The organism is bacterium (assembly GCA_024226335.1).
Classification (GTDB): domain Bacteria; phylum Myxococcota_A; class UBA9160; order SZUA-336; family SZUA-336; genus JAAELY01.
In genome coordinates this window covers 1-5,039 of record JAAELY010000279.1, presented here as the reverse complement: position 1 = coordinate 5,039, position 5,039 = coordinate 1, and the positions used below count along the sequence as shown (strand labels likewise).

The 5,039-nt window shown below is 64.1% G+C and carries 5 protein-coding genes and 1 tRNA gene; 5 read left to right on the top strand and 1 reads right to left on the bottom strand.

What is annotated here, in order from left to right; all coding sequences use genetic code 11:
• The 4 genes from GY725_15065 to GY725_15050 form a co-directional block, all read left to right on the top strand.
• The coding region (locus tag GY725_15065; protein ID MCP4005510.1) for a hypothetical protein at positions 1-712 on the top strand (712 nt) is incomplete at its 5' end.
• A 127-nt stretch (positions 713-839) separates the two neighbouring features.
• Entirely contained in the window at positions 840-1,148 is a 309-nt protein-coding gene (locus GY725_15060; protein MCP4005509.1) for a PilZ domain-containing protein, read from the top strand.
• 94 nt (positions 1,149-1,242) lie between these two features.
• Positions 1,243-1,319: transfer RNA gene (locus GY725_15055), tRNA-Arg, on the top strand.
• Positions 1,320-1,401: 82 nt separating this feature from the next.
• Complete coding sequence (locus GY725_15050) at positions 1,402-2,664, top strand: hypothetical protein (GenBank protein ID MCP4005508.1); 1,263 nt, start codon at positions 1,402-1,404, stop codon at positions 2,662-2,664.
• A 22-nt stretch (positions 2,665-2,686) separates the two neighbouring features.
• Here the strand turns inward: GY725_15050 and GY725_15045 are convergent, their stop codons facing one another.
• Positions 2,687-4,324 (bottom strand): potassium channel protein, encoded by a 1,638-nt coding sequence (locus tag GY725_15045; GenBank protein ID MCP4005507.1) that lies wholly within the window; start codon positions 4,322-4,324, stop codon positions 2,687-2,689.
• Between the two features lie 291 nt (positions 4,325-4,615).
• Here GY725_15045 and GY725_15040 point away from each other — a divergent pair.
• The coding region (locus GY725_15040; GenBank protein ID MCP4005506.1) for a hypothetical protein at positions 4,616-5,039 on the top strand (424 nt) is incomplete at its 3' end.

Genomic DNA, 5,039 nt, shown 5'->3' with positions numbered 1-5,039 from the left:
GAACAGTGCCACGCACCTGCGCGATGCCATGCTCATGAGTCTGGTTTCGCCTCAGGGCATGATGGCCCAGGTCCCGCACCTTCTGCGCTCCTCGCTCCTCTTTCCCTACGCACACGGGACCGTGTTCTCCGCGCACCAGTACAAGAAAGCGGGAAATGCCGGTCTGGACCGAGCCCTGGTCGACGGACCGCTTGCAACCCGCCAGGTCCGCTTCCCCGACCAGGCCGCACCGGTAGAGTTCATCCGCTTGCCGCACAAAGCGATTCGCAAGCGCATCTCGTCGCGAGGCTGCCGCATCGGTGAGAACAACGTGGCGGGCGCACTCTCCATCCGCGTGCTCTTCGAAGAACACGGCCTCGCATCCGACCTGGACCCGATAGTGCGCGAATGGACGGGCGATCGTTTCAAGCACATCGACTGCAAGGAAACCTGGGAGTTCATCTGGCTCACCCGCTGGGCCGACGCCAACGCAGCCGCTCGCTTCGCCCGCAGTTACGCCAAGATCGCAACCCGGATCGGTGAAAACTCCCGGCTTTCGGGAACACCGCGCGTGCTGGTCTCGCAGCGAAACGCCCTGGTTCTGACACCGGGCCTGCTCGACCTGGCGACCCTGGTGCAATCCGAAAGCGAGATCCGCAGCTACTCGAGTCTTTCCGAGTGGATCGCAGGCGACTGCTTCCCCGAGTCCCCTTGCCCGAAACTCGGGAACTGAAACCCGGGATCTGAAACGCGTCGACTGAACAGCAGGCGCGCGGGTCAAGCCTGTCCCGACAAGATCTGATCGCTCCACGTATGGACGGATCCGGACCAGAGCAGCGCGGCGCGGAAAGATGCGTCCGGTGCAAAATCGACGTCAGTGGCCTGAACAAGCGCCGCGTACGCAATCTGTTGCGCGATATTTCCGACTGGCCCTCGGCCTGGACTACAGCGAAGAGCTCAAAATCGGCGAAGTCATCGACATCCGTTTCCTCCTAGAGGGCCGAACGATCGCGGCCCAGGCGGAGGTCCGCTGGTGCGATCAGATCAAGTCCAGCTTCTCCCCGGCCGCCTTCAGCCTCGGCCTGAAGTTCACCAATCTGGCCGACGCCGACCGCGAGCACATCAGCCGCTACGTAGCGAACCGCGCGAGCAGCCCAGAAGCCGGGTAGGGCGGCCAGACTCCGTTCTACCCCACCAGTCCGAGTCCTCGAATCATCGACGACTACCCGATGACGCCAGTATCGAGTAGATTCGCGCCAACGCGCGCCCGTAGCTCAGCTGGATAGAGCAGCGGACTTCTAATCCGCAGGTCGTTGGTTCGAGTCCAACCGGGCGTGCCAGGGAAGGACACTTCTTGTTCAGTCGTCGAGTTCGAGCGCATGCACCCTTGCCGGCGCAATAATCGGGGTACCCTGGACCGAGATGGAAACCGATGGGGGCAGGAGCCAGCCGTGGCAGAAGGCGTTGCGCATCGCTGCGCGACTGTTCGCTTTCAGCGTCGCGATTGCGGTCTTCGGGGTCGGCAGCATCGTCCTCATGGGTTGGACGGCCGACGAGCCTCATGGCTGGGATCTCGAGCGGGCGCGAGGCATCGGTGTTGGTAGTCCGCACGCCACCGTTCCCGGGCCCGGCCTGCCGGCTGGACTCGCACTTGGGGCGGCAAACAACAACCTCGACTGGATCCGGCACGGGGAGCGCGTCTATCTCGCGTTTCGCACGGCGCCCCGCCACTGGGCTAGCGACGAGGCGCGCCTGATCGTGCTTTCGGCGCCGCTGGGGTCGGAACAGCAGGCGCAGGCTCAGTGGTCGCGCGAGGTCGTCTTCGACCTGCAAGACCGCGACCTGCGCGAGCCGCGTTTCCTCACGGTTGGCGAGCGCCTGCTCTTCTACTTCTTCGAAGCCGACAGCCAGCCGGGAATCTTCTCGCCGAACTCGATCCGTGTGAGCGAGATGCAGGCGCGCGGCCAGTGGAGCGACTCGCGGCCGATCTTCGCGCCCGGCCACGTGGTATGGCGTACCAAGTGGCGACGGGGCGCCGCCTGGATGAGCGTGTACGACGGGCGGGAACTCTACGAGCAGCGCGGCCGCGCGCGCAGCGTCCGCTTGCTTCGCTCGACGAATGGCATCGATTGGAGTTCGGTGAGTGGCGAAGAGTCTCCGGTGCCTCAGGCCGGAGGCGGCGAGTGCGCGTTCGAGTTCGATGAACAAGGGAATCTGGTCGCGCTCGTTCGTGTGGAGCCGCGCGGCGCTCTGGTCTGTACCGCTCCGGCCGACCGCCTTCAGACCTGGGACTGCAACCCCACGCCATTTCGGCACGACTCTCCGCTGCTCGTGCGCCACGGGGACCGTTTCTTCGCGATCGCGCGCCGCAGTCTCGGGGGAACAGTGGAGCGCATGCCGAGCTGGCTCCCCAATGACACGCGCCTGATTCTCGATCAGCTGCGCTTCTGGTGGACGAGGCTACGCACCACGGTGTACGAAGTCCTGCCCGAGGAACGCAGGATTGTTCCGCTACTGGATCTGCCATCGCGGGGCGACACCGCCTTTGCCTCGGCGATCGATCTGGGGGACGGTCGCTTCGCGATCGCGAACTACTCGAGTCCGATCGAGGGCAGGGACTGGCCGTGGGCGGTCGGCCAGAACGTTGAAACGCGCATCTACTCGCTGACGCTGGAGTTGCCGTAGGTGTCGAGCATCGGACTCCCCTCTACGTGCCTTCCTTCCCGTGAAGCCGCAGGAATGCCTCTTCCGCCTCGCCCGTTCCGATCAGCACGATGTCGGTGTCGGCGGGCAGGGGGGCCGTCGGGTCCAGAAAGGCCTCCATGCCGTGCTCGGTTTGGATGGCGACGACGCTGCAGCCGGTGTCTTCGCGGATTCGGGACTCGATGATCGGCACGCCTGCAAGCTCGTCGGGTACGGGCACTACAAACAGGTCGAGGCCCTCTGCAACCATCAGGATCTTGTGGCGCTCGAGCAGGTTCATTGCGGCACTCGCCCCCATCGATGCGTACGACAGCACCATGTCGGCGCCGGCGCGGTGCATTTTCGCCACGTTCCGCTCGTTCGTGGCGCGACTCATGATCTGCGCGTCGGGGCGAAGCTGGCGGCAGTAGATCGTCAGGTAAACGTTCAGGTCGTCGTCGTGAGTCGTGATGATCACGGTGGCCGTCTCGCGGATCCCGGCCTGCTCGAGTACCTCCAGGTCGGCTGCGCTGCCGAGTACGTATTTCTCAGGATCGCGGATGCGTTCTGGCAGCACCTCGACGATCCGGTAGTTCAGTTCGCGTCGCTCGAGCGCCCGCGCGGTGGCGCGGCCAACGCGGCCGCCCCCTATGATTACGACCGGCGCGGTCGACGCGTTGTAGATGCAGAATAGTTGGTCGTAGCGGAACAGATGCTCCTTCAAGCCCGCCAGCAGCAGCACTGTGTTCTCGTTGATCATCGTGTCGGCCTTCGCCGGCTCGAAGGTTCCACGCTCCCAGACACCCAGCACCGTGATTCCCACCTTGTCGCGTAGCCGGTTTTCCAGCAGCGTCTTGCCCACCAGCGGCGTGCGGTGCGCGGTGGCCTCGGCGATCAGCAGGTCGTCGAACTGCCCGATCACGTGCGACATCGCGTCGCCGCCCACCATCCGGCGCGCAAACGACTGGCCGATCATCTCCTCGAGGCGCAGCACGTACGAGCTGCCTGCCAGTTCCATGATGTCGACCGAGGCCTCGTCAGTCGCCGAGGTAAGGATGGGTACGTCCTTCGCGATCCCGCGCACCGTGAACGCCACGCTGGTGTTTGTGGGGTCGTTCGCGGTACTGGCGATGAGTGCCGCCGACTCGACCTGGGCGCGCGACCATGCCTCGGGGTCGTCGAGGTCTCCCACCATCACGTTCACGCCCTGGTCGTGAAGCTGAAGGGCATCGTCGACCTCGGGAACCATCAGCGCGTAGGGATAGCGGTACTGTTGGAGGCGCCGGATGATCGCGCTCGACACCGCGTCGTGGTTCGTCAGCAGCACGTGGCCGCGCATGCTGGACGGAAGCGCGCGTGGTGCGCGCGACGCCGCCTGCGCCTTCATCCACGGTTCGTAGAAGAACTCGATGAACGTGAACGGGAGCAGAACCAGCAGGAAGATCATGCCCGACAGCAGTACGACTATCGAGAACGCGCGGCCGACGTCCGTGTGGAAGGTGATGTCGCCAAACCCGAGCGTCGACATGACCGTCAGGGTCCAGTAGAGGCCCGTGAGCCAGCTGTGTTCCTGCCCCTCGCGCAGCATCAGGTAGTGGAAGCCCGCCGAGTACACGAAGACCATCACCGTCAGTACGAGCAAGAAGCGCCCGAGCACGCGCATATTGCGGCGCCCGTGGCGGCTTCCGAGCAGCGTGAGGATCTGGGCGATGAGGGTCTTGAACACGTTGTAGATGGGCCTCTCTCGTCAAGGGCAGCCGTCTCAGGGATTCTAGCGGGCATTCCGGCGGGGTTCCCGCATTGCGAGGTCCCAGGTTCGATTCCGCCCTGCGCCACCACGGGAAGCCAGACCATACCGGACACATGGGGCCCGGCTTCTTGATGCGCGACCTGCGAGGTGGCGAGTCTGTCTGTGATAGCCTCGGGCAAGTAGAGCAAGGGTCGGGGTGAACGTATGAACTGGGATGCGATTGGAGCGGTCGGTGAAATGATCGGTGCCACCGCAGTCGTGGCCACGCTCTGGATCTTGCTCCTGCAGATGCGACAGAACACCCGGGCTCTGCACGAGAACAGCCGCGGTGCGCGACGAACAGCTGCGGATCAGAACTTCAGAGATCTATCCCGTTTTCGCGACATGATGGTCCGGGATCCCGAGCTTGCATCGATCTGGCACAACGGCTGCCAGGGCGAATCGCTTGCCGACGTCGAGGCCGAACGGTTCATGGGCTTGCTGAACGAGTTGATCTTCGGCTTGTGGCGAGGGTTCGAAGGTGCGAAGAATCTGGGGGATCAAGTCTATCTCGACGAGATCGTGCGGATTTCTGCCTCAGCAGGAGCGTTTCCCACGATCGGGAATCGGCTGAGAGAAATCGCGCAAG

Excerpts from the sequence above, each read along its gene's own strand:
- GY725_15050 (MCP4005508.1), top strand. The coding sequence starts at position 1,402 with ATGGAAACCGATGGGGGCAGGAGCCAGCCGTGGCAGAAGGCGTTGCGC.
- GY725_15045 (MCP4005507.1), bottom strand. The coding sequence starts at position 4,324 with ATGCGCGTGCTCGGGCGCTTCTTGCTCGTACTGACGGTGATGGTCTTC.